This is a genomic window from Enterococcus termitis (genome assembly GCF_001730305.1).
In the GTDB taxonomy this organism is placed as follows: domain Bacteria; phylum Bacillota; class Bacilli; order Lactobacillales; family Enterococcaceae; genus Enterococcus_L; species Enterococcus_L termitis.
This window is the reverse complement of the sequence record NZ_MIJY01000043.1, coordinates 250,600-276,954: the sequence shown is the minus strand read 5'-3', so window position 1 is coordinate 276,954 and position 26,355 is coordinate 250,600. Positions and strand designations below refer to the sequence as shown.

At 37.6% G+C, this 26,355-nt stretch carries 23 protein-coding genes; 3 read left to right on the top strand and 20 right to left on the bottom strand.

Features of this window, described 5'->3' with window-relative positions; all coding sequences use genetic code 11:
* Positions 1 to 10: 10 nt before the first annotated feature.
* The 9 genes from BCR25_RS15360 to BCR25_RS15320 all read right to left on the bottom strand — a co-directional run bounded on the left by BCR25_RS15360 (position 11) and on the right by BCR25_RS15320 (position 10,471).
* Complete coding sequence (locus BCR25_RS15360; RefSeq protein ID WP_069664462.1) at positions 11 to 1,339, bottom strand: family 4 glycosyl hydrolase; 1,329 nt, start codon at positions 1,337 to 1,339, stop codon at positions 11 to 13.
* Positions 1,340 to 1,348: 9 nt separating this feature from the next.
* Complete coding sequence (locus BCR25_RS15355; protein WP_069664461.1) at positions 1,349 to 2,773, bottom strand: PTS transporter subunit EIIC; 1,425 nt, start codon at positions 2,771 to 2,773, stop codon at positions 1,349 to 1,351.
* A gap of 784 nt (positions 2,774 to 3,557) precedes the next feature.
* Complete coding sequence (chbG, locus tag BCR25_RS15350; RefSeq protein ID WP_069664460.1) at positions 3,558 to 4,328, bottom strand: chitin disaccharide deacetylase; 771 nt, start codon at positions 4,326 to 4,328, stop codon at positions 3,558 to 3,560.
* A gap of 125 nt (positions 4,329 to 4,453) precedes the next feature.
* Positions 4,454 to 5,275, bottom strand: coding sequence for a PRD domain-containing protein (locus tag BCR25_RS15345; RefSeq protein ID WP_069664502.1), 822 nt, complete (start codon positions 5,273 to 5,275; stop codon positions 4,454 to 4,456).
* Positions 5,276 to 5,538: 263 nt separating this feature from the next.
* Entirely contained in the window at positions 5,539 to 6,186 is a 648-nt protein-coding gene (gene trmB / locus BCR25_RS15340) for a tRNA (guanosine(46)-N7)-methyltransferase TrmB (RefSeq protein ID WP_069664459.1), read from the bottom strand.
* Between the two features lie 122 nt (positions 6,187 to 6,308).
* Positions 6,309 to 7,088, bottom strand: coding sequence for a phosphotransferase family protein (locus BCR25_RS15335; protein WP_069664458.1), 780 nt, complete (start codon positions 7,086 to 7,088; stop codon positions 6,309 to 6,311).
* A gap of 563 nt (positions 7,089 to 7,651) precedes the next feature.
* Complete coding sequence (dat, locus tag BCR25_RS15330; RefSeq protein WP_069664457.1) at positions 7,652 to 8,512, bottom strand: D-amino-acid transaminase; 861 nt, start codon at positions 8,510 to 8,512, stop codon at positions 7,652 to 7,654.
* A 2-nt stretch (positions 8,513 to 8,514) separates the two neighbouring features.
* Entirely contained in the window at positions 8,515 to 9,732 is a 1,218-nt protein-coding gene (locus BCR25_RS15325) for an ABC transporter permease (protein ID WP_071879549.1), read from the bottom strand.
* A 1-nt stretch (position 9,733) separates the two neighbouring features.
* Entirely contained in the window at positions 9,734 to 10,471 is a 738-nt protein-coding gene (locus BCR25_RS15320; RefSeq protein ID WP_069664456.1) for an ABC transporter ATP-binding protein, read from the bottom strand.
* Positions 10,472 to 10,605: 134 nt separating this feature from the next.
* Between BCR25_RS15320 and BCR25_RS15315 the strand changes: the two genes are divergently transcribed.
* From BCR25_RS15315 to BCR25_RS15305, 3 genes are all read left to right on the top strand, one after another.
* Positions 10,606 to 11,034, top strand: coding sequence for an HIT family protein (locus BCR25_RS15315; RefSeq protein WP_069664455.1), 429 nt, complete (start codon positions 10,606 to 10,608; stop codon positions 11,032 to 11,034).
* Positions 11,031 to 11,375 carry a YtxH domain-containing protein gene (locus BCR25_RS15310; RefSeq protein WP_069664454.1) on the top strand — a complete coding sequence of 115 codons (345 nt, stop codon included), beginning with the start codon at positions 11,031 to 11,033 and terminating at the stop codon, positions 11,373 to 11,375. Before BCR25_RS15315 ends, BCR25_RS15310 begins: the two co-directional genes overlap by 4 nt.
* Positions 11,376 to 11,777: 402 nt before the next feature.
* Positions 11,778 to 12,800: a peptidylprolyl isomerase gene (locus BCR25_RS15305; protein ID WP_069664453.1), complete on the top strand. Its 1,023-nt coding sequence runs from the start codon at positions 11,778 to 11,780 to the stop codon at positions 12,798 to 12,800.
* Between the two features lie 38 nt (positions 12,801 to 12,838).
* Here the strand turns inward: BCR25_RS15305 and BCR25_RS15300 are convergent, their stop codons facing one another.
* From BCR25_RS15300 to BCR25_RS15250, 11 genes are all read right to left on the bottom strand, one after another.
* Positions 12,839 to 13,300 carry an ASCH domain-containing protein gene (locus tag BCR25_RS15300; protein WP_069664452.1) on the bottom strand — a complete coding sequence of 154 codons (462 nt, stop codon included), beginning with the start codon at positions 13,298 to 13,300 and terminating at the stop codon, positions 12,839 to 12,841.
* 19 nt (positions 13,301 to 13,319) lie between these two features.
* Positions 13,320 to 14,264, bottom strand: coding sequence for a 3'-5' exoribonuclease YhaM family protein (locus BCR25_RS15295; RefSeq protein WP_069664451.1), 945 nt, complete (start codon positions 14,262 to 14,264; stop codon positions 13,320 to 13,322).
* A gap of 2 nt (positions 14,265 to 14,266) precedes the next feature.
* Positions 14,267 to 16,963, bottom strand: a complete 2,697-nt coding sequence (locus BCR25_RS15290; protein WP_069664450.1) for an ATP-binding protein — start codon at positions 16,961 to 16,963, stop codon at positions 14,267 to 14,269.
* Positions 16,960 to 18,192: a metallophosphoesterase family protein gene (locus tag BCR25_RS15285; protein WP_069664449.1), complete on the bottom strand. Its 1,233-nt coding sequence runs from the start codon at positions 18,190 to 18,192 to the stop codon at positions 16,960 to 16,962. The genes BCR25_RS15290 and BCR25_RS15285 overlap by 4 nt, the downstream gene beginning before the upstream one ends.
* 163 nt (positions 18,193 to 18,355) lie before the next feature.
* Positions 18,356 to 19,486, bottom strand: a complete 1,131-nt coding sequence (locus BCR25_RS15280; RefSeq protein ID WP_069664448.1) for a metallophosphoesterase — start codon at positions 19,484 to 19,486, stop codon at positions 18,356 to 18,358.
* Positions 19,483 to 20,346 (bottom strand): phosphatidylserine decarboxylase, encoded by an 864-nt coding sequence (locus tag BCR25_RS15275; protein ID WP_069664447.1) that lies wholly within the window; start codon positions 20,344 to 20,346, stop codon positions 19,483 to 19,485. Before BCR25_RS15275 ends, BCR25_RS15280 begins: the two co-directional genes overlap by 4 nt.
* Before the next feature lie 19 nt (positions 20,347 to 20,365).
* Entirely contained in the window at positions 20,366 to 20,971 is a 606-nt protein-coding gene (locus BCR25_RS15270) for a CDP-alcohol phosphatidyltransferase family protein (protein WP_069664446.1), read from the bottom strand.
* 336 nt (positions 20,972 to 21,307) lie between these two features.
* Entirely contained in the window at positions 21,308 to 23,968 is a 2,661-nt protein-coding gene (locus tag BCR25_RS15265; protein ID WP_069664445.1) for a hypothetical protein, read from the bottom strand.
* A gap of 29 nt (positions 23,969 to 23,997) precedes the next feature.
* The gene (locus BCR25_RS15260; RefSeq protein WP_069664444.1) at positions 23,998 to 25,098 is read right to left on the bottom strand and encodes a DUF916 domain-containing protein; all 1,101 of its coding nucleotides are present in this window, start codon (positions 25,096 to 25,098) and stop codon (positions 23,998 to 24,000) included.
* Positions 25,099 to 25,267: 169 nt separating this feature from the next.
* The gene (locus BCR25_RS15255; RefSeq protein ID WP_069664443.1) at positions 25,268 to 26,053 is read right to left on the bottom strand and encodes a WxL domain-containing protein; all 786 of its coding nucleotides are present in this window, start codon (positions 26,051 to 26,053) and stop codon (positions 25,268 to 25,270) included.
* A 71-nt stretch (positions 26,054 to 26,124) separates the two neighbouring features.
* Entirely contained in the window at positions 26,125 to 26,349 is a 225-nt protein-coding gene (locus BCR25_RS15250; protein WP_069664442.1) for a hypothetical protein, read from the bottom strand.
* Between the last annotated feature and the right edge of the window lie 6 nt (positions 26,350 to 26,355).

The following is a 26,355-nucleotide window of genomic DNA, read 5'->3' as shown; positions in this document are numbered from 1 at the left end:
CACCTAGCCTTTAGACCAATGTTGGCCAGTACTCTTTATTTGCTTCGATCATTTCGTCCAGCACTAATTTCGCCACTCTAGCATTTGGTACTGTTTGATTTAAAGTAAACGCCTGCAATGCTTTTTGATACGAACCTTCAAAATAGGCATCTACTAATAACTTTTCAGCCGCAACTTGGGCTTCCATCAGGCCTTTATGAAAATCATTGATCGGTTGTCTTAAAGAAATCGGTTCTACACCTGTTGCTCCAACATAGGCTGGAACTTCCACAACTGCATCCGGTCTAAGATTCGGAATTGCCCCTTGATTTGGCACAATCAACATAAATCGGCGACGTTCGTCATTTAAAAGTGAAGTTGCCATATCGACGATATACTGTCCATGTTCGCCAAAATTGAAATTTAGTACATCTTCTGTAAACCCATCACGGATTTTTTGTGCCATTTCTCTGGTATTTTTTTCTCTACCATCCATGACCATATTTGCACGTGTGTACTCTTTATCTGCATGTTCAACCACCATATCGGGGTAAAGATAATATTCTAAATAGTTATTTGGCACATGTGTCGGAAAATTTTTCGTAATCACGGACATCATACTAAACGCTTCCTGCCAAGTTTTATCTCCTGCATTAAAATCAGCGACTGCCATTTCCTGTGTCGTTAATTTTTCAATAATTTCAGGCATGACATCGCGCCCTAAAGCTTTATCATAGATCGACGTATACCAGCCAAAATGATTCAAACCATAATAACTAGGAATCCAATTTTTCCGATCATAGCCATAGTTGACAGCAATCGTCTCTTCAATCGAAATCGTCATATCACAAGCATTGATCATTTTAGCCGTTGGATACGTTCTACGCACTGCTTCTGAAACAATCGATTCCGGATTCGTATAATTTAAAATCCACGCATCAGGAGCAAATTCCTGCACATAACCAACAATTTCCAATAGGCCGCTCATCGAACGCATTCCATATGCAAAACCGCCTAACCCACAGGTCTCTTGTCCAACCAAATCATATTTCAATGCGATTTTTTCATCTTGTTCCCGCATTTTCATACCACCCACACGAATTTGTGAAAAGATAAAATCACAGCCGCTAAATGCTGTTTTTGGATCTTCGGTCGATGATAACTGTACTTGATCATACCCATCTTTTTTCAGCATAAAATCAATAATCAAATACATATCATCATTTCTTTTTTTATCGATATCATATAATCGAATTTCAGCGACAGGCAGACGGTCTGCATTGTTCAACACTGCTTGAATGATTCCAGGAGTATACGTGCTGCCGCCACCTGCTATAGTAATAATTTGTTTGTTTGTCATCTTCTTCACCTATCCTTGATTTTCTAATAATTTATCAAATTCAGCCATGATGTATGTTACTTCCAAACCAACGATCACTTGGTAATTTTTCTCTGTTGGCTTAACGATGCCACTAACACCTAATTGCTTGATTCGTTGTTCATTTACTATTGAGCTATCTAAAACTTCCACTCTTAATCGTGTATTACAACTGTAAGCATCGGCAATATTTCCAGATCCGCCAAAAGCATCAAGTAATTTTTTTGCCATGTATTCATAATTTTTACTAGCTAGCGTCAGCTCTTTTTCCTCTTCTGCTACTATTTCTGTATCAAATTCTGAAGCAGCTTCTCTTCCTAAAGTCGGAATATTGCGTTTAGTGATCAAGTAGTAAAATGTGAAATAATACAGCGCGAAAAAGACCAGTCCAATCGGCACGATCAAGATAGCATTAGTTGCAATCCTAAAATTGATCAAATAATCTACGATACAGGCTCCAAAAGTAAAGCCGATCCTAATATTGAATAAGTAACAAACAAATCCCGCTAAACCAGCAAAGAATGCATGAACCACATAAAGCATTGGTGAGATAAACATAAAACTAAACTCTACAGGCTCTGTAATGTTTGCGATAAAAGATGTTGCCGCTCCACTACCCATGATTCCTTTGACCATTTCTTTATTTTCTTTAAATGCTGCGCGATAAATCGCTAAACAGATCGCCGGAATACCAAACATCATGACAACGAAAAATCCTGACAAGAATAAACCAGCCTGAGGATCACCATTGATAAAACGCGTCATTTCACCACGAAATACCTCTCCACTGGGCGACGTATAGCTACCTAAATCATAATAAACGTAGGTATTCAGCACATGGTGCAGTCCAAACGGAATCAATAAACGATTTAGGAACATAAAAATCCCAACACCAAATGCCCCCATATCAACTAACAATTTGGCAAAACTATCGATTCCAGATTGAATGATCGGCCAGATAAAACCAAAAACAACAGCAGTGATCGTTTGTAAAATCATGACCATCGTTAATGGAAATTTCTCTCCTGCAAAATAAGAAAAGACCAGTGGCAGCTTCTGATTTTTAAAATGATTATACGTCCACGCAGCAATCAGACCAGAAATGATTCCTCCGAAAATCCCCATACTCACATCCGGATTCATGATTTCCAACCCTTTTTTCAACGTAGCAATCGCCAGAAACCCAGTTAACGCTGGAATCCCTTTATCTTTTGTCTTAGCAAAACCAATCGTCACACCAATCGCAAACAAAATATCTAAATTCCCAAAAACAGCATTCCCCGCCGCTCCAATAACAGGAATATTCAGCATATCATCTGCAGATAAACGCATGATCAAACCAGCTAAAGGCATTGCAGCAACAGGAAGCAACATCGCTCTCCCCAATTTTTGAATATTTGCTTTAAAATTTGACATAAAAACCCCTCCCTTAAATTAAAAGCGGAACGAGCTCGTCCAACTCCGAATGGAAAATAGGAAAACATGATTGAGGCGCTTCCTGCCTCACTCAGGTTTTATCTTTTTCCCGAGGAGTTAGCTCGTGCAGCTGGATAACAACTAAAAGCGGAACAAGCCGCTTAGCCTTGACTGGAAAATAGGAAAAATCGATTGAGGCGCTTCTTGCCTCACTCTATTTTTATCTTTTTCCCGAAAGGCTGGCTTGTGCAGCTGGATAACGACTAATAGCGGAACAAATCGCTGAATCCTGTAGAAAATTAGGAAATTGACTTTGAGACGCTCTTTGTCTCACTGACAATTTATCTATTTTCCTAAGGATTGATTTGTGCAGCTGGATAATGCAAATAATCAACACTTTCTTCGAAAGTCTTGTACTGTTCAACATCAGCTAACGGTCCGAATGGAAGCAACGTTCCTTTCAGTCACCTTGTACCAATCAATAGCAGCTCATCACTTCGTTGTATTTCTTGGCATGTTTCTCAGCAATAGCGGAACAGGCTCGTCAAGCTCTGACAGAAAAATAGGAAAAATCGATTGAGACGCTTTTTGTCTCATTCTATTTTTATCTTTTTTCCGAAGAGCTAGCCTGTTCAGCTAGATAACATAAATGATCAACACTTTCTTACGAAAGTCTTGTACTGTTCAACATCAGCTAACGGACCGACTGGAAGCAACGTTCCTTTCAGTCACCTTGTACCAAGAAATACAACTCATCACTTCGTTGTATTTCTTGGCATGTTTCTCAGCAAATCTCCCTATACGTAACCAACTCGATCTCTTTATCTTGCTTCACTACTTTCGCAAATTCCGAATGAATCAAAAATTCCACTTGATTGATTCTTGGAAAGACAAAGCCTGAACATTGATATAACTCCTGATCGATATATGCTGTATGACACATAATTTCTGTGGTTTCGAACGTTCTCATTTTTTCTAGCAATTCGGTCAGATATCCCTCAAGTGTTCCTTCTATTTGACGTTCAGCTGCCGTTTCCACTCCTACATCATCAAAGAAACGTTCAAAGTAGGTCACATGCTTAACTGCTTCGTTTTTTTCAAAGTTTCCTCGAACAGGTAAATCATATTTTTGGGCCAAGGCCACAACTATTTCCTGGTTTTGACCAAACGTGTGCGTATGATGATGACTGTCCAAATGAGTGGGGACAATTCCTGCACGATACACTTTTTGAATTTGATAATTCCATTCCTGATACAGTTCATCTAAATCAATTTGAAACGGTTGCTCATAAAAGGCTAGCTTTTTGAACTGCCCCTTTTCATTCGTCAATGTACTTAGATTTTTTAGAAGTGGCTGTCCGCAAGTTAACGTTAAATGAACACCTACTCCTAAGTCAGGATGCTCCTTTTTTAACTGAACCGCATGTTCAAAGCCCGGCATATTAGCCATCAGTGTTGTTGACGTCAAAATACCTTCACGATAGGCATCGATAATGCCATAATTCACACCACGACTGTAACCAAAATCATCTGAATTAATAATTACTTTTCCCATTTTTCCCCTCATTTCTTTTTTCGTAGCAACAAAAAAGGCGTAATCTAATAAGAGAACTTCAGAAGAATCCTGAAGGATCGCTCATTAGGTTACGCCTACCGAATAGTAACACCCTAATAATGGTTTTATTTAATTCTTGCTAGATGGACCGCTAAATAGACTGTTTCATTTTCCTGAATCGTTATTTTGTATGTTTCTTCGATCTTGTCAGTGATAAATTGGGCTACTTTATAAGGAGGACTTTCCTGAAATGATGCATTGAAAAAAGAAAAATCTTCCTCTGGTGCCGTTTCTTGATAAATCAAGCGCTTCACTAAAAATTTTATATGGATCATTAAGCGGTGGTACGTTAGTGAATCTTTATCTAATCTACCAAAATATTCCTTTTCCAAAAGTTGCAAAATAGCTGTGGTCATTTCTAAAATCTTTAAACTATTTAAACTGTTTCGTTCCCCTAACTCTGCATTGATGATGTGCATAGTGATAAAGCCAACTTCATTCGCACCTAATTCTGTGTCATAGCGCTGATTGATCAATTCTACGACCTCAACAGCAGTCGTATATTCTTCTGGATATAAGAGCTTCATTTCCGGTAACATGATCGCTGTTACTTGACTATCTTCTCTTTTTCGCTGAATCGCAAAATAAATGTGATCAGTCAACGCAATATAAATATTCGAATCTAAAGCTGCACTGATTTTCGACTGAATAAAATGAATAATTTCTTCTGAAAACTCAATGAATTCGAGAGGAATCTGCGCCGCTATTTCACTAAACATTTTTGTTTTTTCTTTCGAATCTAAAACAAAAATCTTATCTGCAGATGCTTCATCAAATTCCGCATCAACAACTGCAGAAAAACCAATCCCCTTGCCCATAGCAATTTTTTCTACCCCATGATCTTCCACTAATACGACGTTGTGATTGATCTTTTTCACGATATGCATTTTCATTAACAATCCCTTCTCCCAAAAGGCTAAGTGACTTTATACCAATAACTCTTCTAATTTCTTCGACCACATCCCTTAGTTTATTTCCAACAAACTCGAGTTAAAAACAGAGTAAATAACGTAATTTTTTTACGCAAAAACGACCTAAGAAAAATGACTTTTCTTAGGTCGTGCCTAATTTAATAGTTACACCCTACGTTTTATGCTTAAAATATATCATAATATGAAACCGGTGTCAAACGCTATTTTTCAGCTTATTTTTATTGCTCTGCTTGAAATCTTGCTTCAACTCGATAGATGGGCTGACCTTTTGCAGAAAATTTTTCTTCATATTCAGTCATTATGTTTCCTTCATAATTGCTTGCATGCAGATCAAGCCAAATCTGTTCTAGAATCATCCCGTATTTTGAAAAACTACTTAAAGAGTACTCAAACAATCCGCGATTATCTGTTTTGAAATGGATTTCTCCATTGGGTTTTAGAATGGTTTCATCTGTCGCTAAAAAAGTCTTAAACGTTAAGCGACGTTTCTCATGACGAGTTTTTGGCCAAGGATCAGAAAAATTTAAATAGATTTGGTCTACTTCATTTTCGGCAAAATATTCTGTCAGTGCTTCTCCATTTACATGCAGTAATTGCAGATTTGGCAATTCTTCTGCTAATGCTTTTTCCAAAGCTATCGATAAAACGCTTAGTTGCATGTCAATCCCAATATAATTGATTTCTGGATGAGCCTTTGCCATCCCAACAACAAATTGTCCCTTCCCAGAACCAATTTCAATATGAATCGGGTGATCATTCCCAAAACGTTCTTGCCATTTTCCCTGCCATTTTTCTGGACCTTCTACGACTAATTCAGGATGACTTGCAAGTAATTCCGCCGCTCCTGGTCTTTTTCTCATGCGCATAATTATTTTCCTTTCTCTATACAAACTTTAAGAGGGTAGGGCAAAACGGAATTGTTTTGCACTGCCCTCTACTATTTCAAGTTGATAGTGAACAACTGCTTGTCTCTATCTTCTCACTCTCTTTAGTACCCAAACGCTTGTTTTAACTTTAAAATCTCCGCATTCATTTCCCGCTTTTCTCCTGATTGATAATGACGAAGGATTTCTTGAAGAAAATTGAACAAGGCGTACCATTTGATTCTTGTCACATTTTCTTCCGTCGGATGCATGCCGTAAGACAACAACCATTTATTCCAACTTGCCCGCGGAACATAGTGTCCCAGAAGCATACCTAGATCTAAAGCTGGATCAGCTACCATCACTGAATCCCAGTCAACTAGATATAAATAATTTTTCGAGACGATCCAATTACGATGATTCACATCGCCATGTACAACCATATAATTGTGAACAGAATAATTGGGGATCATCTGCTGCAGATACACATACACGCGTTCAAGATATGTATTATTTTGAAGTTCCGGCGGTAGCTTTTCACGATATGTCTGAAGCAGCATTGCTGGTGTTTGCACTTGCCCACCAATTTTCTCCAACATTTTCTTTAGCATATGTGAATGATGTAAATGATAAAGAACATCAACCACATCGTTTCTCCGACCGATTTCTTGTGCTTTTAGCACCTGACCATCTAACCATTCCTGAGCGGTTAAAATATCTCCCGTCACTGTTCGCTTTGTCCAAACTAATTTTGGCGCGATTCCCTCTTTAGATAAAGCGGCCAAAAGAGGAGACGTATTTCGTTTAATGAATACTCGTTCAGTCGCACGTATACCCATGAACGTTTGGCCAGTTGCGCCTTTTATTGGCTGCAAGCGCCATTCCTTATCCAACTGAAATGCCATGGAAATTATCTCCTATCTTAACACGATTTAAAATAAAAAGGATCAACACTTTCTTTGAAAGTCTTGTACTGTTCAACATCAGTTCAGGTCTTTCGCTGTGTTTCTCAGCAAAAGCGGAACAAATCGCTTAATCCTGTAGAAAATTAGGAAATTGACTTTGAGACACTTTTTGTCTCACTGGCAATTTGTCTATTTTCCTAAGGATTGATTTGTACAGCTAGATAACAAATAAAAGCGGAACAGGCTCGTCAAGCTCTGACAGAAAAATAGGAAAAATCGATTGAGACGCTTTTTGTCTCATTCTATTTTTATCTTTTTTCCGAAGAGCTAGCCTGTGCAGCTAGATAACGGTCCGACTGGAAGCAACCTTCCTTCCAGTCATCTTGTACCAATCAATAGCAACTCATCACTTCGTTGTATTTCTTGGCATGTTTCTCAGCAATGATGGAACAAATTATTTCACTTAGCTTTTTTATCTTCGGTTCATTATTTACAGTACCTATCATTTTAGCTTTCATAGCCTTTCACGTCAAGCATCTCTCTTGTCCATTAAATGTGGCACCTTATTCAGAGAATCCACATTCGGCATCAACGCTTGCGATGTACGCATTTATCAACTGTTTAGTAATTTTTCCAGGTTTCCCTGTGCCGACTACATGATCATTTATTTTTACAACTGGCACAATCTCTGTGACTGATCCCGAAACGAAGCATTCATCAGCTGTAAATAATTCCTCTTCAAAAATAGCTTCTTCTTTTACCGGAATAGTTAATTCATTTGCCAGCTCTATGATTTTTTTCTTGGTGATACCTGATAAAATCAAATTACCGTCCGGATGAGTATACACAGTTCCGTCCTTGACCGCCCAGAAATTAGCAGCCGATGCCTCTGTCACTTTATCATCACGCACTAGCACAGCATCATCAAAGCCTTGCTGACGAGCTTCGTCCAATGATAAAACATTTCCCAATAAGCTCAATGACTTGATATCACAATGAAGCCAACGCGTATCTGGCACAACAGCCACAGTAATACCTGCTTCCATTTTCCCGACCGGACGCTCACAAGCAGTGATATTGGCGGTTAAAACACCTTTGACCTTTTGGGGATCGGGTAATGCATGATTTCTTGGTGAATCAATACCGCGTGTGACTTGGAAGTACAGTTTTCCCTCTTTGATAGCTTCGATTTCGACTAATTTTTTTAGGTTCTCCGACAACTCAGTTTTTGAAAACGGCATTGTCATACGGATCTTCTCAGCACCAGTCCATAAACGGTTCAAATGATCTTCAAGCATAAATAGCTGTCCATTATATACACGAACCACCTCATACAAGCCGTCCCCATACTGATAACCGCGATCCTCGATATCGATTTTGACTTCTTCACGTTCAACAATTTGATCATTCCATAAAATATGCATCGTTAAGCCTCCATTTTCTTTAGACGATAAGGAACATACAAGCGGGCAAATAAAATAACTTCCACAACCAACGCTACAATGATCATCAGCCCTTCTTTTACATCAGGCAATGCAATCAATACAAAGACACTAAACAACAACGCTGCTGCAAACAACAATACAGTTACTAAACGGCTGACCGCTTGCTTTTTCTGCTCATTCGGTACTGGATATAGCTGTGTCATCACCATATAATCAAACTGAGTATAGATTGGTATCAGTTGAAACCCGATCAAATAGATGAAAAGAACCGATACGCCCATTGAAATCCAAAACTCTTTAAGGAAAAAGAGAATCACACCACAAACCAAAACAAGGCGAATAAATAAACCACTATATTCAGAACCACGTAAAAAGCTGCGCGCGTATAAATACAAATACGTATTCTGTGTCGATTTTTTTATTTTAGCTAAAAACGGATCAAGGAATTTTCTCCGCTTCACACTACTAGAAATTTCCGGAACATCTGTAAACAGATGGATAAATTGATAGATACGGTGCATCCGATTTTTTTCGACTATAATCATCTTTTCCCAGTCTAATGACACACTTTGCTCTTTTTTGTTCAACATAAAGTAGAAAAGTAAAAATTGAACCAACGCTGTTAGCGGTCCTGCTAAGGGCAACGTATATAAGCTCAACCCAATCACTAACAAACTAGTCACGAGCCACAGTCCAAACCATTGATGACGTTCACCCGCAGAAATTTGGTACAGCTCATATTTTTGCAACCGCAAATGACTTGCTTTCAATAATCCCAGCATCACAATAAAATAAGCAAATGTGGAAAACGCCCAACCTGTAGAAACAACTACTAGAGGCATAGACATACCACTCATCAATCCCAATACGACAAGAGGCAACCAAAAAGAGTAACGCATAGCTCGGTTCAAGTAGTGATTCATTTCAGGCTCTTTAGGTAAAATGAACACCTTATCCGCCTCTTCGGCTAGTGTTGCAATTTTTCCGATCTGTAAAAGCGCCAGCCATAAAAGTAATACGATCGGTCTTCCCCAAACAAAATTTGCAGGTAATGTTTTTAAAACCTGTGAGTAGTAGAAGCCTAACCCACCTAGTAAAAAGACACAGACTAAAATAAAGTGATCATTAAAGACATAGCGCATATATTTCATCATTTTTTTCAGGTGGCGTGCTAAACGAATGCCAAAAAATCCAGACATACTATCCCACCTTTTCTTCTTTTGTTAGTGCAATATAAATGTCATCTAAAGAAGAATCCGGTAAATTAAATTCCTTACGCAATTCTTCCATTGAACCGATCGCTCTGACTTCTCCGTCATGTAAGACCACAAAACGATCACAGTAACGTTCAGCCGTCGCCAGAATATGAGTAGACATCAAGATCCCTGCCCCTTGTTTACGCATATCGTCCATCAATTCCAGCAACGCATGAATCGCCAACGGATCGAGACCTAAAAACGGCTCATCAATAATATACAGGCTCGGTTGTATCAAAAAGGCACATAGAACCATGACTTTTTGTTTCATCCCTTTTGAAAAATTAGCAGGAAACCAATCCAACTTGTTCTCTAAACGAAAAGTTTTCAATAATGCTTCAGCACGTTTAAATGCTTCTTCAATCGGAATATCATAAGCCATTGCGGTAATTTCAATATGCTCTCTTAAAGTCAATTCTTCATATAAAGAAGGTGTTTCAGGAATATAACCGATTTTTTTACGATAGCTTTCTGGTTGCTGTTTCAGTGTTTCACCATCAATAGAAATTTTTCCTTTTTGTGGCGTTAACAATCCAATCACATTTTTGATCGTAGTACTTTTCCCAGCACCGTTCAGTCCGATTAGACCGACCATCTCACCAGATTTCACTTCAAAATTAATATCTTTTAAAACAGGGATATGACCGTAGCCGCCTGTTAAATGTTCAATAACTAAACTCATAAGTTACCTCCAACTAAATTTTATCTTCGTCTATTATACCACGAACTTTTTGAAGGTTTCATGAACTTTTCCTCGCAAATAAAATTCAAGATGTGGTAAAGTAAAAGAAACACTATAAAGAAAGAAGGTTCAGCATGACAGATTGTATTTTTTGTAAGATTATTAACCAGGAAATCCCTAGCTATAAAGTATACGAAGATGATAAAGTCTATGCCTTTTTAGATATCACTCAAGTGACAGAAGGACATACGTTATTAGTGCCTAAAGAACATGTGACAGATATTTTTGAATACGAGCCGACACTTGCTGGAGAGGTCTTTGCCAGAGTACCGATCGTGGCACGCGCACTTGAAAAAGCCTTTCCTGAAATGCAAGGGCTGAATATCATCAACAATAATAAGGAATTGGCTTACCAATCTGTTTTCCATTCACATATTCATTTGATTCCCCGCTATGCAAAAACAGATGATTTTTCAATTCATTTTGGTAACAACCAAGAAAACTATTCCTCTGAAGAAATGCAGGAAATTGCGAAAAAAATCAGAGAACAGGAGGCATTATAATGGCAAAATTTGCGAAAGGTTTACTTTTTGGGGCAGTTGTAGGTGCTGCTAGCGGATTACTTTTTGCTCCTAGAAGTGGAAAAGAGACACGTCAAAAATTTGTCGACGAGCTTGATGAATGGACAGACTTAAAAGAAGACTTCACCGATAAACTTGATCACTTTAAAGAATCTGCACAAGCTTTACAAGTAGCAGCTGAAATCTATATCGATCCATTTATCGAAGGACTTAACCGAGATATAGAAAATTTTAATTTTCAAACTGAACCACGAATAGCACAAATCAACGAACAAATCGAAAAAATCCAATCAGAACTTCCTGAAATGCCAAAAGAAAATTAACACGTTTTAGAGGTTCGGATAAAAAACATTTGGCTCCTAGAAATAGCCTGGAATTCACGAAACGTGTTCTTCAATTTTTGTGAGTTTCGGCTTATTTCCGAAGGAGTTGCTTTTTTAGCATCGTTTATTTAGAATTTTGAGAGGCTAATATATCCCTCAAAGAGTGATTTCCAGCCAATTATTTAATTATACTTCTATTTATAGAAATTCTTTTCGTCTATTTAACTCACTAAATTGTCTAAAATAACGTTTTTTATCGAGGAAAATGTGTCCTAAATTCGAAAATTTCTTGAAACTATTAATTCAATATTTCTTTTATGAAACATAGTGTGGTATAGTAATAGACGTGAGAATTAATTTCTACATAATAAAAAATAAAACAAACTTAGGAGTGCTAAAAGAATGAAGAAAAAATTAATCCTAGCCGCAGCAGGCTTGTTCAGTGTTTTTGCGTTGGCAGCATGTTCAGGCGGTTCTAAAGAAATCGCAACAATGAAAGGCGCAACAATCACTGTGGATGATTTTTACAATCAAGTAAAATCAAGCCAACAAAGTCAACAAGACGTTCGTAACATGATCATCTTCAAAGTTTTTGAAGAAAAATATGGTAAAGACGTTTCTGACAAAGAAGTTCAAAAGAAATATGATGAAGCGAAGCAAAACGCTAAAGATCAAGGTGCAAACTTAGAAGAACAATTAAAACAAGCTGGCTACACAGAAAAAAGCTACAAACAATTAATCAAACAAAACCTTGCTTACCAAGCTGGAATCAAAGCACACATCAAAATTACAGATGAAGATTTAAAAGCTGCTTGGGAAACTTTCCATCCAGAAGTAGAAGCACAAGTAATCCAAGTTGCTACTGAAGATGAAGCAAAAGATATCAAAAAACAATTAGATGACGGCGGCGACTTTGCAAAAATCGCTAAAGAAAAATCAACGGATACAACAACAAAAGATGATGGTGGAAAAGTGAAATTTGATTCTCAATCAACAACTGTTCCGGATCAAGTAAAAGAAGCAGCATTCAAATTAAAAGACGGTGCTATTTCTGAACCGATCCAAACAACAGATGCAACAACTTACCAATCAGCTTACTATGTTGTGAAAATGGTTAAAAACAAATCAAAAGGCAACGACATGGCTCCTTACAAAAAAGAGTTGAAGAAAATTGCTGAAACAAACAAAGAAAACGACCAAGAATTCGTTCAAAAAGTAACATCTGATGTTTTAACTGAAGCAAATGTGAAAATCAAAGATGATGCATTCAAAGATATCTTGGCTGGTTTGATCCAAACAGAAGACTCTTCTAAATCAAGCGAATCTTCTACAAAAGAAACATCTTCTAAAGAAAAAGATTCTAAATCAAGTGACTCTTCAAAAACTGAAGAATCATCAAGCAAAACAGAAGACTCTTCTAAATAATCACCAACAAAAAAAGAGATGGTTCCCATCTCTTTTTTTTATGCTCTATAGACCAGTTCAAATAGCTCGTAAACAATCAATACATCTTCTGAGAAAGTACGTTGATATTCCTTTAGCTCCTGCTCAAAGAACGGCTGATGCACTTGTCTCCAATAGCTTAGTGTTCGATCTCCTTCACCTTCCAAATACCCGTGGACCTCTGATATTTGAGAATATGGCAGTACATCAACCACTTTCGTACGAATAATTGCCTGCGCTTGATCTTTACCATCCAACACTATACTATAACTTCCAACGGCAGGCATCTGTTCTTCTTCCAAACCTAGGTCATATAATAAATGCAAGGATGAGGTGCCTACCTTTTCGCCTTTAAGTACAAGCTCAAGTAATTCATCTGCCATCTGAGGTGAATTTCCAAATGCCCAAACGTCGTAGCGATCATGCAACACGTTTTTTTCTGTCTTAAACTGCGACCATAATTCTTGTGCTGACTGATTCATTTTTTTCTACTCACTTTATTTAAATATTTTTTGGAACGTAAAAACTACGATTATCTAAACCAAAAATACGATCAGTATACTCTCCCGGCTCCGTTTGTCTGACCGAGCCTAACATCATTTGGATTGAAGCATCGATATTATCGATTTGATGCAGCACTTCTGCTTCCATAATACGTGGACGTACTGGAGAACCATATTCTAATAAACCATGATGGGCTAAAACCATATGACGTAACACGATCACATCTTCATCATTCTCATCGATTTTCAATGCAATACAGGCCTTCGTGATTTCTTCATCTACAAGAACTAAATGACCAATCAAGTTGCCGGCAATCGTATATTCTGTCGCCATAGCGCCTGATAATTCTTTTACTTTTCCTAAATCATGTAAAATTATTCCAGAATAAAGCAGTGCTGCATTTAATTCATTATATTCCTTGCAAATTGCCTTGCCTAAGCGCAACATAGAAACCGTATGATAGGCTAATCCATTCGCAAAAGCATGATGGTTACGTTTAGCGGCTGGAAAATCAAAAAATTCCTTTTGGTATTGAGTCAACAAATAGCGAACAATTCGTTGCCAGTGCGCATTAGTGATTTCAAAAATCGTTTGATTGATTTCTTCAACCATATCTTCTCGTTTCAGTGGTGCTCTTTCCATATACAATGTCGGCTCATTCGGTTCTTCTGGTCGCGCTAAACGCATATGGATGATTTTAACTTGAGGATTGCCTTGATAGACTTCTCTTTTTCCATTTAGTAGAACAACATGTCCAGCAGTATAGCGGCTGATTTCCTCCTCAGACGCATCCCAATATTTTCCATCAATCGTGCCTGAGGTGTCTTGAAACGTAAAAGCAATAAACTTTTTGCCGTTTTTTGCCATACGCACATCTGCATTTTTGACTAACAAAAATAGTTCAAAGGTCTCATCTACAGTCAATTCGCGAATTTTTTTCATCCTTACACTCCTTCTAGTTCTATAATCGGTTGTTTCAGCTCTTGATAATAGCTTACCATTTCTTTATCAGAAGAAAAACAGATGACTTGCTGATGTTCAGAAAAAATCGCAAATAATTCTGCCAACTGCTGCTTCCGCTGACTATCATAATGTAGCCAGCCGTCATCAATCATGATCGGACACAGGTTGCGCTGCTTTTGTAAATATAAAAAAGCGAAACGAACAGCCATAACAACTTGGTCTTTGGTTCCAGTCGATAATTCATGCAATAAAAAGCGCTGACCGTCTTTACGAATCACGATTAATTGCTCTGCTTCTAATTGAATCGACTGATAGGATCGTTGAGTCAACAGTTGGAAATAATCTGTGGCTTTCTTTAATAAATTCGGTAATTGTTTTTCTGATAACTCGGTCAATAAATCCATTAACAACTGCCCCGCTAATTGATACCCAGACCATTCTAACGCCAATTCTTCGATTTCTGTTTTTAATGCGGCTTGCTCTTGATAAAGCTCATCTAATGTGCCGTCTGCCAGCATTTGTTTCTGTTGATAAAGTAGTTTTTGTTCTTTTTTCTGCAGCTCTAAAAGCTGTTCTTCAGCTTCGTTCAAAGCTGTCGCTAAGGTCTGTCTTTCAGCTGGAAGTTGTTTTATATCTAGCTCTTCATCAAATAGACCTGTCAGCATTGTTTGTAATTCTTGTTTTCTTTTTTGGCTTGCAGTGGTATTTTGATAGCGTTTCAGCTTATCGGGTATTTCATTGATCGCAGCAATCTGGAAACGCCGCAGCAACGGTACAGCTTGCTCATTAACCAACTGCTGCTTTTCTTTGACTTCTCGAATCGTCTGTCTAGTGTATGCATCTGCTTGATATTCTTGGGCAAATCGAATCTTTTCCATTTGATCGACAAAGTGGCTGATGAGTGCGATCCGTTCTGCTAAAGGTCTACCTGAAATCGGTAAGCGTGCAGTAAAACGTTCCGTTTGTTGCGCCAGTTCTGCCATCTGCTGTTGATCTTCCAGTAATTGATGTTCAAGCTCTTGATTGGTGTTGATCAAAATTAAATAGCGAGTAATATCTCCTCGATGATTGAGCCAAAACTCTACTTGATCCATTCGACCTAAATGGTTTTCCTTGACTTTTTGAGCAATAAATCGGGTCATTTTCTGCTCTTCTTCATGAATTTCTTTTATAGCAGTTTTTATTTTTATACGTTGATCATTTAAATAATCCAGCTGAGAAAGCTTTTCCTGCCACTGACGTTTTTCATTTTTATACGCTTCCTTCGGCTGATAAAAAAGCGGCAGCACTCCAACAAGCAAGAACACTACACCTAAGCCAACTCCAGCATATCGAAAAGGAGTAGGTAAAAAGAAACTAAGAAGTATGATAACGCTCGCGATCATGCTGAAAAGGAGATTGGTCGTTTTTTGTTTTGTTTGTCGCCCTTTATGGAACATTTCTTTGTTGAGCGCTTCAAAGGTACTCAAATTCTCTTCACGTGTGGCGATCTCTTCTTCTAATAATTGTAGATCTGTTTGTGTAGACTGTAATTTAACAGACCGAGCAACTATCGCTTCTCTCATTTCAGTGATTTCTTGTTCTTCCAGTGCAAATTGAGGCGGGGTCTGTTGAGACCAGCCCCATTGCTGTTCTAATGACTGCATTTCTTGTTGATTTTGTTCCAATGACAGGGTCATCCACTCAATCTCAGCAAGTAGTTTATCGATTGTATAGCGTTGATTTAGCAATTGTTTGAGGTTGTCTTCCTCTTCAAGATAAAACTGATAGTCTTCTTGTTGCTCCTCATGTTCACCCTGTACGCCTAGATTTTGATTTAAGCGAGTCAATTCTTCACTTAAAAAGCGGTGCTGCTGATAAAACGACAGTAGTTTTTCCTGATCTTCCAGTTTGATAACTGGTGCCTCACCTATCTGATCGATCGACTGCAACTCTTCATATAAAGGCAAATTCATGACTTGCTTTTCAACAAACGCCAACTGTTCTTTTGTTTGTTGCACCAATAAATGCTGCTTTGAAAGTTGCTGCTCTGTTTCTGCCAATGATGCAATCACTTCTTGGAAAGGACGTTCCTGCTGTTCCTTGTCATTGATTTTTTGTTGTAATTCTTGATACATCGTTAATTTTTGATTGAGCGGCGGTTGAGTCCCTTTGCCTTTATAAAGGGTTTGAGCTGTTTTAAAGTATTCATCTCTACGCACTAATAGTTGTTGACTACCTGATAGACCTAAAGATAATAAGGACGTCTGCAGTTCTTCTTCTGTTAATTTTTCTAATTGCGTAAGCTGCTCTTGCTGAATCGAAAAAACAGCCTGGAATAGTTCTTTTGTTAATGGATGAATCATCTTTTTCAAAGTAGACTCATCACCAATTTGATCGTTAAAATAGACTTTAGCTTGTCCTTTGTTTTGTCCTTTAAATCGTTCTACTTGAACCTCACCATAAATTGGGTGAGAGAACCATAAGCGTCCACCATACGCGGCGCCATTTTTGGGTTGGTAATCTTTTTTTCGTTTGCCTTTTGGTGGAAAGCCAAACAACATCGCTTGAATAAATTGATAGATCGTTGACTTGCCCGCTTCATTTGCACCAAATAATAGTTGGTTTTGCGGTAAAAATTCGATCCTTTGCTGTTGCCATTTGCCAAAACCGACAAGCTCTATAGCAATGAGTTTCATGTCTGATCCTCCTGAATGACAAAATCTTCTTTGATTTTTTGATCCGCCTCTTCGATACTGCGCTCGCGCCAATCATTATCAATAGGAACAACTGAAGTGAACGCAGGATTTTGTGTTAGCTCCTGCAAAGTATTTGAAAATATCTCTGATTGCAGATAATTTTTTTCAAGTTGCTGCAGTAACTCTGGAGCAGCTGTGATCAATGCTTTTTCTTCGGCGCTATGTGTTCCAAGTTTTATCTGGAATAAAAATAGTTCTTGATTCGTTTGGCTTAATAAAGTTGCTTGTAAATATGCAAGCAGCTCCCCATTCTCATAGGAGCGCTGAAATTCTTCTCCTAAGTGTTCTGTTTCAGTTAATTGAACCTCTTTCAAAATCAGCCGTGTAGGCTCTTTATAGCTATCTAAAAGATTTCTGGTCAAAATGGTCAAAGCCTCTTGTAAACTCGTTGTCAGCTTCAATGAATGAGCTTCTACCTGCCAAACAACCTGTGCCACCGGCTCAAAATGGACCGTTGCATGACCCGAAGCGATCGAAACAATAGCAACGCCCTGTACACTACGTTCTTTTTTAGTATGTCCCTGTGGGGTTCCAGGATACACGATCAACGGATCTGCACTGACTACCTGCGGCTGATGGATATGCCCCAATGCCCAATAATCATAACCTTTGGCTTTCATTTCACTGAAAGAAAATGGCGCATAGCTTTGCTGCCCATTGTTCGCCGTATCTCCGTGATAAATCCCGATATGAAGGTCAGCATTCACATCTTTGGCTGGAAAGTCTGCCACTTTGTTCTCATTGATCCATGAATGCTCATAGCTAAAACCGGAAATAGCCACTTTTTCTTGATTCTTTGTCATCAAATAATGCGTCTCTATCTGCTCTTTTTGAAAAAGAATCATATTATCTGGAAAGTCAAACCAGTAGCGTTCTGCAACATAATAATCGTGATTCCCAAAGGTCATCGCAACAGGAATCTTGGCTTGTGCTAATCGTTTCATTTCATCTATAAAAAAGGCTTGTGTTCGGATCGATGTACGACTTTGGTGAAACGTATCCCCAGCAAAAATGACTAAATCCACTTGATTGTCGATTGCCGCATCGACAATTGCTGCTACAGTGGTTTGGTTTGCTAGCTGTAGGCGTTCCGCCAGTTGCTTAGGAATATTCTTTAGTCCTTCAAAAGATCGATCCAAATGTAGATCTGCGGTATGCAATACTTTCATTAGATCCTCCTCTTTCGTCTTAGAATCGTTTCTCTCATCATATCATTTTATCAAGAATCGGTCAGTAATAATATACGAAAATTTGTTCGTTTTTCACTTTTTTGTTCAAGAAAAACAAAGAAGCGACTGAGACACAACTCTACGAGTCATGACCCAACCACTTTTAGTTGATTGTTAATTCGATTTGAACGATCTCGCTTTGCGTGCCGATTCTAAGCGGCGGTCCCCAGGTCCCCACGCCAGAAGAAACAATCACCTGAGGACTGTGTTCATTTTTACGATAGTAGCCGTAGTCCACAGTAAAATAAGCATTTGTGACTAAACTAAAAGGAAAAATCTGTCCTTGATGCGTATGACCAGACAAAATCAATTCATTCGCCTGATGGTACTCATCAATATTTGAAGGCTGGTGATCTAAAATGATTTTAGGCAGCTCGTCTCCAACTTTCTTAAACGGTTCTTGAATACTTTTTCTCGCACCATCCTGAGCACCGATTGGACGGCTGTCTTTTCTCCCAACTATCAATAGCTCTTCGCCTATCACTGTCATTTTATCTTCTAACAACATGATTCCAGCTTCTTCTACTAGAGTCTTCATTTGTTCAAATGTTTCCCCAGCATCGTGATTGCCCCAACACATATAGGTGCCATAGGTCGACTCTAAGCGCTCAAATTGTCTTTTTATGCCAGCCGTATTTTGTAAAGCTTGATAATTCCCATCAAATAAATCACCTGCAATAAACACTACATCTGGTTTTAACTGGTTGATTTTATTTACGATTTTTTTTAATTTTTTTTCGTCATTGACATAGCCTAAATGAACATCACTGATCATAACAACATTCATTTTTTGCTGCTGATCGCTCACAGTTGAATCAATCGTTACATTGTAGCGTTTCGTTTGGATCTGTTGTGCATGCCAAGAACCATAAAAAAATAAAACAGCGACCACTACGACGGCGCTCAACCAAGCAAGGTCTATCGTTTTGGGTTGTAGCTGAGTGATTTTCCCGACAACTTTTAAAAGCAGATCCATACAGCCAAAAATAACGACTGCCAAAAACCAAACACCTAGCCAATAGCTTCCGATTTTCCCAACATAGCGCCCCACATTATTATCAAACAACAACATCGTCAACAATGAAGCTAACGTAAAAAATACGATCAGCCCCCACAACACAAAGGTATGCTTAAAAGACGAGAAATGAGTCAATACCAGCAGAACTTTTCTTCCTATGTAAAAATTCCCTAAGATAAATAATAGCGCGATCACTAAAAATGCTAGCTTATTCATGCGTCACTTCCTCTTTTTCCAATGGTCTGTCCAAATTTAACTAGTGTTTCTAAATTGTTTTCTGTGTTTGTATAAAGTTCCGGGTCGATCACTACTTTATTTTTTTGAAAAATCAGTATCACAGTGGAGCCGCCAAATTCAAACCAGCCTTTCTTTTCAAAACGCTGACACTGTTCTGAACCCTCTAAATTCTTGATTTTTCCAACCATCAATGCACCGACTTCGATTTGAGCAATCTTTCCAAAATGTTCTGTTTCAATGATCGTTACTTCTCTGGCATTGCGGGAAAAAACTGGCGTATTATGCACCGCGATCGGCTGAACGGTATGAAACAAGCCGGTGATTTTTTTCCTTTCACAAATGATCCCATCATCAATAAAATAGTAATGATGATAATCATCTGGCGTTAAACGAAAAATCACAGCACAGCCCTCTTGCCACTCTTGGGCTAGATCTGCACTATCAAACAGCTCTGAAAGGGTGTATTCTGAATGCTTGATCGTAAACGTGCTCTGCTCATCGATCGGATAAACGGTCACTTTGCCGTCACAAGGTGCACTAAGCAATGAGCTATCCTTCGTTAGCGGACGCGCTTCTGCTTTGATTTCCCGTATAAAGAAATCATTAAACGACGTATATTCTCTTGGCACATAGGCGTCCATCTGAAGCTGATTTTTTTGAATAAATTTGCTAATCATAAATGTAGAGTATTTGCTGTTTAAATAAAGACCCGCAAGTTTCGTGATTGGCGCTTGGATCACCCCTTTTAAAAGAACGCGCCCTATCATGGTTTTGTATAAAAAAGTTAATAGTACGCTATTATTTTCGTTACTATCAATTGTTTTGAATTTGCCTTCCATCACTTACTCCTTTGCTCTCTTAACGGATGATAAATGCCAAAAGTCCGCCTAAAAAAGCACCAAAAATCAACTTTCTCGGGTCAATCTTTTTAATTTTCACCTTTGAAATAAATAAAAACCCAATAACCAATAATGCAATAGGATATATAAGCACAAACTCAATATGCAAGCGGCCAGCGATCAAAAATAATAACGGAATCAACGCTGCACTGCTCGTGACCGGCAACCCTTCATAATATTCCCGACAACCGCTAGAACACTCTTTTCGTTCCATCTCAGACACATTATAATGAGCCAAACGAATCAGCGCTGCTAAAATATAAAATACAAATAAGGGCAAATAAATTCCTTGCGTCAAACCCGCAGCATAGCCTAAAACGGCAGGAAAAACTCCAAAACTGATCAAATCAGCTAACGAATCGATCTGAATGCCGTAATTCATCTCGCTTTTGGTTCGGTCTTTAAAGCTTGCAACAAAGCCGTCAAACATATCACAAATCCCTGAAAAAACTAAACAAATAATTGCTCCCGCGATATGCTGTGTCAATGCTAAATACATACCGACGATCGAAAAGACCGCATTTCCATACGTCAATATTACTGTGTAATCATAAATACCAATCATGCTTTTTGTCCTCAATTCTTTTTCATCTAGTATTACTATATCATTAAAATTCGATTCGTTGGGCGTTTTTTTGAGATTTCATGTGATTTTTTGAATAAGCTGAAAAATAGAGTATGGTTGCTATTTTTCGAGAATAACTCTTTGATTTTTAACCTAGTCCTTTGAGAGTAGCAATAACCGAATAATCAACATCTACACATGAATAAAACCTTAAACCACGCCTAAAAAAGCTAGATGAACATCTAGCTTTTTTAAGGGGCACTGCAAGGCTCAATGGCTACTTTTTATTTCATAGTAACTATTGAAACTACGCTTGCTTCTATTTTTTTATCACTACTAAAAAGGTACATCTTCTAGTTCCCATACAACTGTTGTACTATACTCACCTAATTTACTAGCAATTTGGTTTTTAAATACGTTTAGCTCTAAACCAGTTTCTTTATTTTCCCATCCTTTACTAACGTCATATTCATTTACTTGTGCCTCATGTTGCTGACTAAGTACAACCAATGACTCTTCTGAAAGCGGGACTGGAACTGAATCTTTGCTTTTTTTATAGCGAATTGCATACGGTAAACTATTTTTTCCATCAATACTTGTTAATGGTTTTTCGAGTGACGCCTTTAATCGCCAGGTTTTCTTAGCTTGTCGATTATCCCAGACTACAAACGGCATGTCATATTTCACATCATCCGTATTAATCGTTTGCGTAACCGATGGTCTTTGAACACCAAAATTGATTGTACTAGGTGTTGATTTGAACATTAGAACACCTTTAAACGGATACGTGTAACCAGCATTGCCCTTTTCAACAGGTACAGCTGTTTCACCCGCTGGCTTTTTATCTACGTCTAATTCATAGCGTTTGTCTTCAACAGCCTGAATCGCATCTAAAATTTCTTGCTCTTTAGTCAAGTCAATTGTTGTTCCGATTTTTTTTGAGAGAATAATTGGTTCATGCAGCTTTGTGACACCTGTTTCATCAACAAATCTGATTTCAACATCTGCCATTCCTTCTTTAATAGGAAGCGTTAATGAGCCGATCTCTTCTTTTGGAATCGCATAGGCTCTATTATCAGCTAGCGCACCGACAAAACCAGTAATTTCCGGCTGTAAGGTTAGGGTTTGGCCCACCAAACCTTCATCATCAATGATTGTTGCATCAAAGGTTAATTTCAATTGATCATCCATCGTGATACTATTTTCAAGCTTCACCTTGATCTTTCCATCTGCAACACTAAATGAACCCGCTACTGTTTCACCGCCAACTTTTGTTAGCTTGATATTCTTGATACTCGCTTGATTAATAAGTTTTGTATTTAACGGTAACGTAAACTCAGGATTGGTATACGTACTGTATAATTGAGTCATTTTAAGGGAGTACTCGTAAGAGAAATCCCCGCCTGGATACAGGTCCGTTACTTCTTTGGCTCCTTCTTTGACGATCGCCTTGCTCTCTATTTTTGGATCAGGTACCTTAAACTTGAAATGAACTGGAATGATTGTACTATCTTCACCTTTAGGCGTACCAGTCAGCTTAAATTCTACATTATAATCTTTATCCGGCGCTAACTTTAATCCAAGCGTATGCGACATATTTGTACCGACAAGGTTCGAATTCGGATATTGTGTTAATTCTTCTTTTATCCAAGCTTCATCTTCACTAAATCTATAATAAAGAGTAGTCGTATCATCATCATTATAATTTCGCCAGTTCAGATTCACAAAAGCATTATTTTCATTTCCTACTGCTGGTTCATATTCCAATTGATTATCCTCAACCATAAGTCGAGGTGCTAAGGTCTTAACTTCTGGTGCAAAGCCCCAGGTGTGTCGTCTTGTTTCACCGACCTCTAATGTTTTAGGCGTCCATTTCATACTAATAATTGGCAAAGTCGTATCTGTTGCGCTAGAGATGGATGTTTTAGGAAGTTGTCCCCCTACTTCGTCTCCTGTAGAATCAATATTTGTAGGGTCAGTAAATCCTTTCATAAACATACTAAGATCTCGTTTAGAGGCGGCAGCTGTATTTGGTTCCGCCCAGGCTGCCCAATTAGCCGCGCCATCTTGATTGATATTGGGATAAACTTCCCCTCGAAAAGTATCGTTATGAGCAGTTGTATAAACTCCTTGATTGCCCCCTAAGTAAGACACACCAGCTCTCTTCAATGGAGTGTAGTTCTGATTAACATAAGAATTCTCAGCTGCAGCTAGATAGTAGTTAAAGCCTAACATAAAATCGGGAATCGGTTCTGTTCCTAGATTGGTTATATCATACATGACCCGAACCATACCGGAAGCTTCATTAGGTAAATAAGTCATTTTTACTTCTATAGGATATTGACCATGTATTTTAGCTTGATATATATACATGCTAGCACTGTTCGAACTATTCCCAATCCATGACAAACTTTTTCTATACACTTTAAACGTATCATCCTTAACAATATTCCCTCCAGCTGGAGCCTCTGTTGAAATTTCCTCCAATGTACCTAAATCTCTATTTATCGCAGTTACTAATCCTAAAGAAGTCATGTCTTTAGTGTATAAATTACCGACATTGTGATCTCTTCCAAGTTCTGCTCTATTATAAGAAGAAAGACCACTTGAAGTTGTAGATACAGGATAAAAAGCAATGTACGGAAGATCAATTCTTCTCGCCGACAACATTGCCAATATATCCATTGCAGCTGCCGGTTTAGCTCTTCCCCCACCATACAACGTATTACTAATATAAGCCTCTCTCCTAGGATATTCACTTACAACAATAGTATTTGTAGAATCGATTATAGTTGAAGAAAGGCCTCCACTTGTAAACTGTCTTGTTGCATCCACCCATCCATCTAATGTTGGATCGCTGTACATGTCACTTGTTTTAATCGGACCGTAGACTTCGGTATTTTCGTTTGCATCAGCTGTTATAGTAAAAAAGAGTCCTGTCGATACCATACAGACTAGACTGGCTGATCCTATTAATAACTTTCTCATAATTTGCATCTAAACCTCTCCTTTTAACACTTTTCAAGCTAACGCTCTTTTTCGGTAATACTCCTTTTTATCTTGTTTTTCCGCTTATCATTTTTTTTAGGTTTACGTGATTTTTTGTAAAAATAGCCAGCTAATACAGCTCCTATAGCAATGAATAAAGCAATTAATGCAATAAACATAATACTGATTTTACTTGAATCAGTATTGTCTGATTCAAGGCTATCCTTGTGTTTATCATTGTGATTTTTCACATTAATTTTCTTTGACCATGACCACTTTAGCCCAGATTTTTCTTTGAATTGAACATCGACTAGATAGTCGCCAGCGTCCATTTTTTTATCATATAATGGAAATTTCAATGGGATTCTCAACAGCATTTTTGTATTTGGAGCCATTTTCATGTTACTTTTTTCAGTTTCAAATACCTTATTATTCGTTTTTTCATCTTTTACCGTAATAACTGTTTCCAAGTCTTCAATGAAAATCGCTTTGGTATTTGATACATCGATAAACAGGTTATCTTCTGCATTTTCTAGCTTATAATATACTTCGTTTAATTCTAGTTCAGGAGCAACTTTCTCAACATTCGATTCGCTCAGCAGCATTCCGATGATATAAGCAAATTCATTTTTAACCATTGTTTCTTCATCTGAAGGCTCTTCTTCGGTATTCACTGGTTGTAATCTTATGCCACCAGCAATATACCCTTCAAAGGCCTTCTTTGGAACATTAATGACTAAATCGATCACTTTACTACTTTTAGGCTCTAACAGTACTTCCTCCGGTGCTTTTACTATCGTTGGAAAATCATAGTCTAACGACTTATCATTTTTTAGTTCATTAGAGCCGTACTCGATGATGCCATTACTATTGGTTTTAGTACTATTTAAATCTACCGCTATTTTCATTGGTTTATCTGACTTATTATTTAGCTTAAGCTGAACCGTTTGCTTCTCTCCCTTTTTCACAAGAAGATCATAATAACCAAGTTTTCTATTTTGCTGATTCTTAGGAAAGATAAGCTCATATGAAAAATATTCGATATTATTTTTTGGCTGTTCTTGCGAATAGCTAACAATTGGAAAGATACACGCGATTAAAACAGTTATAAACCCTCCAAGCAATAATCTTTTTTTCATATATTACGCACAACTTTCTTTTAATAGTTCCTTTGTCTAGAATCTGTTTTTACTTTGTATTCTTTACTCATTTTAATGAACAACCCATAACAATAACTCTCTAATCAATCTATATCTATGCTTATTTTTTATATTGTGTATTTTTATTTTCTAGATTTATGTGTGTGTATTAACCAAATTTTGGAGCATCATCTAAAGTCCAAGTAATAGTTCCTTTGAACGATTGATCTTTTTGGTCTGCATCGATTACAGAAAGTTTCACATCACGAATTGAAGTGATAACCCCTTTGTTATATTTATTAGCTTTTTCTTTTGTAAGAATTGCCACTTGTTGATTAACGCCAGCTTCTAATGTAAGTACCTTTGTAGCATCAGGAATTCCCACACCATGAACATCCTCTGGTGCAAAATCTGTTACTACTGGTTTCGAATCTTTATCAGATTCCCAAGGTTTTAGAGGGATATAATCATTCTCACTATCAAGTGGTGATGCACTAATATCATATTTTTTTAAGCCGTCTAATTTAAAGTCTAATTTAGCATTAGACAATTTTGCAGTTTTATCAGCTGTTTGCAACTCTGATAATTGAGCAGTTAAAGTCCATGCACCTAGTTCTTCATTAGGTTGCTTTGTAATATCTCTATCATCATTAACTACTAAATATGAACCTTTTGGATCAATCTTTTCACCTAATCCAGCATTCGCACCTTTAATATTATTCAAAATCATTGAACCTGGTTGAGACTTCACTTCACCAAATTCGAAACTTGATGGTTTGAACACAACAGATAAGTTGTTTCTGTATGGTTTCATACCTGATTCAACGGTTGGATCATCTGATTTAAATTGAACACCAATGTCAGTTTCAGTTTTTTTCGTTGCAGCATCAGCTGGTACTGCCAATAGTGTTAATGCAGTTGCTGAAAGTAATGTAGCCAAAATCGCTTTTTTCATTTTTATACCATCCTTAGAGAGCATAGATATGAATTGAAGAGAGAGTTATTGTTATAAGTTGTTCATCATCGTTATTGTAAAACTTCTATCTGTTCTTTTAATAAGGTAAACAAGTAAACAATCAAGCCTAAACAGGTCAATGTCGTAAAAAGTAAACTGAAATTTAAAATAAAATTTAGTTTCTTTTTTCTTAATTTTTTTATTAAAAATGTATCTCTTGATAAAGTAATCAAAAAAATAATTAGCGCTAGGATAGCAATACCACCCAAAATAAAGAGCCATAGATAATCAATCATTCGTTT

Coding starts and splice junctions, on each gene's coding strand:
- BCR25_RS15360 (WP_069664462.1), bottom strand. CDS start 1,339: ATGACAAACAAACAAATTATTACTATAGCAGGTGGCGGCAGCACGTAT.
- BCR25_RS15355 (WP_069664461.1), bottom strand. CDS start 2,773: ATGTCAAATTTTAAAGCAAATATTCAAAAATTGGGGAGAGCGATGTTG.
- chbG (WP_069664460.1), bottom strand. CDS start 4,328: ATGGGAAAAGTAATTATTAATTCAGATGATTTTGGTTACAGTCGTGGT.
- BCR25_RS15345 (WP_069664502.1), bottom strand. CDS start 5,275: ATGCATATCGTGAAAAAGATCAATCACAACGTCGTATTAGTGGAAGAT.
- trmB (WP_069664459.1), bottom strand. CDS start 6,186: ATGCGCATGAGAAAAAGACCAGGAGCGGCGGAATTACTTGCAAGTCAT.
- BCR25_RS15335 (WP_069664458.1), bottom strand. CDS start 7,088: ATGGCATTTCAGTTGGATAAGGAATGGCGCTTGCAGCCAATAAAAGGC.
- dat (WP_069664457.1), bottom strand. CDS start 8,512: ATGCATATTTTATGGAATGATCAAATTGTTGAACGTGAAGAAGTCAAA.
- BCR25_RS15325 (WP_071879549.1), bottom strand. CDS start 9,732: ATGTCTGGATTTTTTGGCATTCGTTTAGCACGCCACCTGAAAAAAATG.
- BCR25_RS15320 (WP_069664456.1), bottom strand. CDS start 10,471: ATGAGTTTAGTTATTGAACATTTAACAGGCGGCTACGGTCATATCCCT.
- BCR25_RS15315 (WP_069664455.1), top strand. CDS start 10,606: ATGACAGATTGTATTTTTTGTAAGATTATTAACCAGGAAATCCCTAGC.
- BCR25_RS15305 (WP_069664453.1), top strand. CDS start 11,778: ATGAAGAAAAAATTAATCCTAGCCGCAGCAGGCTTGTTCAGTGTTTTT.
- BCR25_RS15300 (WP_069664452.1), bottom strand. CDS start 13,300: ATGAATCAGTCAGCACAAGAATTATGGTCGCAGTTTAAGACAGAAAAA.
- BCR25_RS15295 (WP_069664451.1), bottom strand. CDS start 14,264: ATGAAAAAAATTCGCGAATTGACTGTAGATGAGACCTTTGAACTATTT.
- BCR25_RS15290 (WP_069664450.1), bottom strand. CDS start 16,963: ATGAAACTCATTGCTATAGAGCTTGTCGGTTTTGGCAAATGGCAACAG.
- BCR25_RS15285 (WP_069664449.1), bottom strand. CDS start 18,192: ATGAAAGTATTGCATACCGCAGATCTACATTTGGATCGATCTTTTGAA.
- BCR25_RS15280 (WP_069664448.1), bottom strand. CDS start 19,486: ATGAATAAGCTAGCATTTTTAGTGATCGCGCTATTATTTATCTTAGGG.
- BCR25_RS15275 (WP_069664447.1), bottom strand. CDS start 20,346: ATGGAAGGCAAATTCAAAACAATTGATAGTAACGAAAATAATAGCGTA.
- BCR25_RS15270 (WP_069664446.1), bottom strand. CDS start 20,971: ATGATTGGTATTTATGATTACACAGTAATATTGACGTATGGAAATGCG.
- BCR25_RS15265 (WP_069664445.1), bottom strand. CDS start 23,968: ATGCAAATTATGAGAAAGTTATTAATAGGATCAGCCAGTCTAGTCTGT.
- BCR25_RS15260 (WP_069664444.1), bottom strand. CDS start 25,098: ATGAAAAAAAGATTATTGCTTGGAGGGTTTATAACTGTTTTAATCGCG.
- BCR25_RS15255 (WP_069664443.1), bottom strand. CDS start 26,053: ATGAAAAAAGCGATTTTGGCTACATTACTTTCAGCAACTGCATTAACA.
- BCR25_RS15250 (WP_069664442.1), bottom strand. CDS start 26,349: ATGATTGATTATCTATGGCTCTTTATTTTGGGTGGTATTGCTATCCTA.